This is a genomic window from Mycobacterium sp. (assembly GCF_049585075.1).
In the GTDB taxonomy this organism is placed as follows: domain Bacteria; phylum Actinomycetota; class Actinomycetes; order Mycobacteriales; family Mycobacteriaceae; genus Mycobacterium.
In genome coordinates this window covers 1-3,828 of sequence record NZ_JBAUZA010000525.1, presented here as the reverse complement: position 1 = coordinate 3,828, position 3,828 = coordinate 1, and the positions used below count along the sequence as shown (strand labels likewise).

The 3,828-nt window shown below is 66.0% G+C and carries 4 protein-coding genes; 1 reads left to right on the top strand and 3 read right to left on the bottom strand.

Annotation, left to right across the window (positions count from 1 at the left end; all coding sequences use genetic code 11):
• The coding region (gene sppA, locus WB785_RS24275; RefSeq protein WP_424082577.1) for a signal peptide peptidase SppA at positions 1-808 on the top strand (808 nt) is incomplete at its 5' end.
• On the opposite strand, the gene WB785_RS24270 is transcribed toward sppA, so the two are convergent.
• From WB785_RS24270 to WB785_RS24260, 3 genes are read right to left on the bottom strand one after another with little or no spacing between them, the layout of a single operon-like run.
• A complete protein-coding gene (locus WB785_RS24270; RefSeq protein ID WP_424082575.1) occupies positions 805-1,719 on the bottom strand; it encodes a class I SAM-dependent methyltransferase in 915 nt (304 codons plus the stop codon). The two genes, sppA and WB785_RS24270, sit on opposite strands and share 4 nt — an antisense overlap.
• Before the next feature lie 7 nt (positions 1,720-1,726).
• Entirely contained in the window at positions 1,727-2,644 is a 918-nt protein-coding gene (locus tag WB785_RS24265; RefSeq protein WP_424082573.1) for a class I SAM-dependent methyltransferase, read from the bottom strand.
• Positions 2,645-2,654: 10 nt separating this feature from the next.
• Positions 2,655-3,590 carry a class I SAM-dependent methyltransferase gene (locus tag WB785_RS24260; protein ID WP_424082571.1) on the bottom strand — a complete coding sequence of 312 codons (936 nt, stop codon included), beginning with the start codon at positions 3,588-3,590 and terminating at the stop codon, positions 2,655-2,657.
• Positions 3,591-3,828 lie beyond the last annotated feature (238 nt).

Here is a 3,828-nt window from a genome sequence, read left to right as displayed (position 1 = left end):
CCCCAGCGCCGGCGGCGACACGATCGCGGCAGGCCTGCGGGAGGCCGCTGCCGACGATGCGGTGTCAGCGATCGTGTTGCGGATCGACTCGCCGGGCGGTTCGGTCAACGCGTCGGAAACCATTTGGCGCGAGGTGCGCAAGGCGCGCGACCGGGGCAAGCCGGTGGTGGCGTCGATGGGTGCGGTCGCCGCGTCCGGCGGCTACTACGCCTCGATGGGCGCCAACGAGATCGTCGCCAACCCGGGCACGATCACCGGTTCGATCGGTGTGATCACCGGCAAGCTGATCGCCCGGGACCTGAAGGGCCGCTTGGGCGTCGGGTCGGATTCGGTGCGCACCAACGCCAACGCCGACGCCTGGTCGGTGAACGCACCGTTCACCCCTGAGCAGCACGCCCAGGTCGAGGCCGAGGCGGACCTGTTCTACACCGACTTCGTGCACCGGGTCGCCGAGGGCCGCAAGCTGAGTGTCGAGGCGGTGGACGCCGTCGCCCAAGGCCGGGTCTGGACCGGTGCAGATGCTCTCGAGCACGGCTTGGTCGACGAACTCGGCGGCTTGCGAACCGCGGTGCGCCGCGCAAAGGTGTTGGCGGGCTTCGACGAAGACGCCAAGGTCCGGCTTGTCGGCTATCCGGGCTCGTCGTTGTGGGACTTCCTGCGGCCGCGCCCGTCGTCGCAACCGGCGGCCGCGTCGTTGCCGGATGCGCTGGGCGCATTGATCGGCCAGTCGGTGGTCGGGATTATCGAGCAGGCCGAGCGGGCGTTCAGCGGTGCCAGTGTGCTGTGGCTGGGGGAGTCTCGCTTCTAGCTCGTGAGTGTGCCGCTGACGTAGATGATTTCGCCAAGCGGCTCGTCATCCTCGGGCGCGGGAATCTCGAATCCTTCGCGGTGGAACAACTCGGCACGAGGGGTATCGACGACATCCCATCCCTTACCACGCAGGTATTCGATGACGTGGCTGCGCCCCTCGGTGTACACCAACGACGGCATATCGATGTCGACGCCTTGCTCGCGAAACTGCGCCGTCATCTCGCGAACCCGGTCGGGGTCCAAATCTTTAAGGCCTGGAACATATTCGGTGGCGATGGTGCTGCCCGGGGCGCTCATCGCGGTGATGTTGTCGAACAACCGGTCCTGGGCATCTGGCGGCAGGTAGATCAGCAGACCTTCGGCCAGCCACGCCGTGGGCGCTTGCGCGTCAAAGCCGGCGGCCTCGAGTGCGGCAGGCCAGTCGAATCGCAGATCGATGCCGACCGTACGGCGCTCGGCAGTAGGCTCCGCGCCGATGTCGGCCAGCGTGGTGGTCTTGAACTCGATCACCTGTGGCTGATCGACCTCATAGACCACGGTCTCGGCCGGCCAATGCAGCCGGTAGGCCCGCGCATCCAGGCCGGATGCCAGGATCACCACTTGACGCACACCCGCGTTGACGGCCGCCAGCAAGTAGGAGTCAAAGTACTTGGTGCGCACCCCAATTCCGTTGACGATGGTCTGCATCCGGGCTGGCGACGCGTTTTCGATGGCGGAGAAGTCGACCGAGCCGTCGATCATCTTCACGAAGAATTCCAGCCCGACGGCGCGAACCAGGGGTTCGGCGAACGGATCGTTGATCAGCCCGTGAGGATCCTTGGTCGCCATCGCGCGGGCCGCCGCGATCATCGTCGCGGTCGCGCCCACACTGGATGCCAGGTCCCAGCTGTCGTCATGAGTTCGTGCCATGTCCGCCCTATCCGAGGGTGGCAGCGACATAGGACATGTCCCGAAACATCGCCATCGACTCGTCGTCCGGGAAGGTAAATCCGTTGCGCTGGTAGAGCTCCGGGGCGGGATGCGGGGTGACCTGCCAGCCGTGGCCGGTCAGGTAGTCGATCACGATACTGCGCTCGCCCTGGTAGAACAGGTCGCCCGGGTTCATGTTGAAACCGGCGCGCCGCCACCGTTCGCCAATGCGCTGCACGCTCTCCTCGGAGAAGGCATCCGGGTTGCCGATGTGTTCGGTGGCGAGCTGGCTTCCCGGCGCGCTGAGCGCGGTGATGTTGTCGAACAATCGGTCCTGGGCCTCGGGCGGCAAGTAGGGCAATAGGCCTTCGGCGCTCCACGCCGTCGGCTGGTTCACGTCGAAACCCGCTTCCCGCAACGCTGCTGGCCAGTCGTATCGCAGATCGATGCTGACCGTACGCCGCTCGGCGGTCGGCTCGGCGCCGAGATCGGCCAAGGTTGTGGTCTTGAAGTCGATCACCTGCGGCTGGTCGATCTCGTAGACCACCGTTCCGGCCGGCCAGGGCAGCCGGTAGGCCCTGGTGTCCAGGCCGGACGCCAGGATGACCGCCTGACGAATGCCGCCTTCGGTGGCGGTTACGAAGAAGTCATCGAAAAACCTTGTGCGCACCGCCATTTGCTCAGACCGCGTTCGGCGGTTCAGCACCGGGTCGTCGTCCAGGCTGACCTCGCCGTCGACGAGGCGGATGAACGGAGTCAAGCCCACCGCACGGACTAGCGGATCGGCCAGCGGATCATCGAGCAGCGGGTCGGGGCCTTGCGAGGCAATAGCACGTGAGGCGGCAACCATCGTCGCGGTCGCTCCCACGCTGGATGCCGGGTCCCAGCTGTCGCCGTCGAATCGTCCGGATTGGGCCTGTGTCATGTGATGACTCCTACTTTTTGTCGGTCAGTGTGCCGCTGACGTAGAGCCGGTCGGCAAACGGGAAGTCGTCGTCAAGCGGCGGAAGCCCGTTGGCCGCGAACAGCTCTCGTGTGCTGCGGCCGGTGATCTGCCAGCCGCAATCGGACAGGTAGGGCGCCGCCTCGTTGCGGTCGCCGAAATAGATCAGCTCGGTCATATCGAGATCGAGGCCGTGCTTACGCCAGCGCTCGGAGACGGTCCGCATGTGTTCCTTGAGACGCTCGCGCAGGGCGTCATCTCGCCGGGGCATGCTTTCGGTAGCGATCCGGCTGCCCGGCGCGGACAGCGCGGTGACGGTGTCGAGCAACCGATCCTGCGCCTCAGGTGGCAGGTAACCCAACAACCCCTCAGCGCTCCATGCCGTCGGCTGGTCTGCATCGAAACCCGCAGCGCGCAACGCAGTTGGCCAGTCGTCGCGCAAATCGATCGCGACCGTGCGCCGGTGCGCGGTGGGCTGCGCGCCCAACTCGGCCAGCGTGCGGGATTTGAATTCGATCACCTGCGGCTGGTCGATCTCGTACACCGTAGTGCCGTCGGGCCAGGATAGCCGGTAGGCCCGGGAATCCAATCCGGAGGCCAGGATCACCGCCTGCCTGATGCCTGCCTGTGTCGCGTCGAGAAAGAACTCGTCATAGAACTTGGTGCGGACCGCCATGTTGTCGGTCATCCGCGGCATGCTCCGCGAGGAACTGTCGCCGTCGTCCTGGAGGTCGGCGGGGTTCAACTCGCCGCTGACCAGCCGGACGAACAGGTCCACGCCCACGGCGCGGACCAGTGGCTCGGCGAACGGATCGTTGATCAACGGGTGCTCGGACTTGCTGGCCATCGCGCGCGACGCGGCGACCATCGTGGCGGTCACGCCAACACTTGATGCCAGATCCCAGGTGTCGTTGTCGGTGCGTGCCATCGCTACCCCTCTGCACGGAAGGCGGGTTGATACTTAGCCAATATAACGAGCTTACCACGCCGCCGAATAGCCACTTGTGCAGGCATATTGCCGAAACCGGTGTGGTAGCTGGTCATTCGCGCCACGCTTTGGCCATGGTGTACGCGGTAGCAGGAAAGCGGGTGGTGGTCACCGGCGCGTCGTCGGGCATCGGCGCCGCCCTGGCGCGGCGGCTGGCCGGCCACGGCGCGGTGGTGGG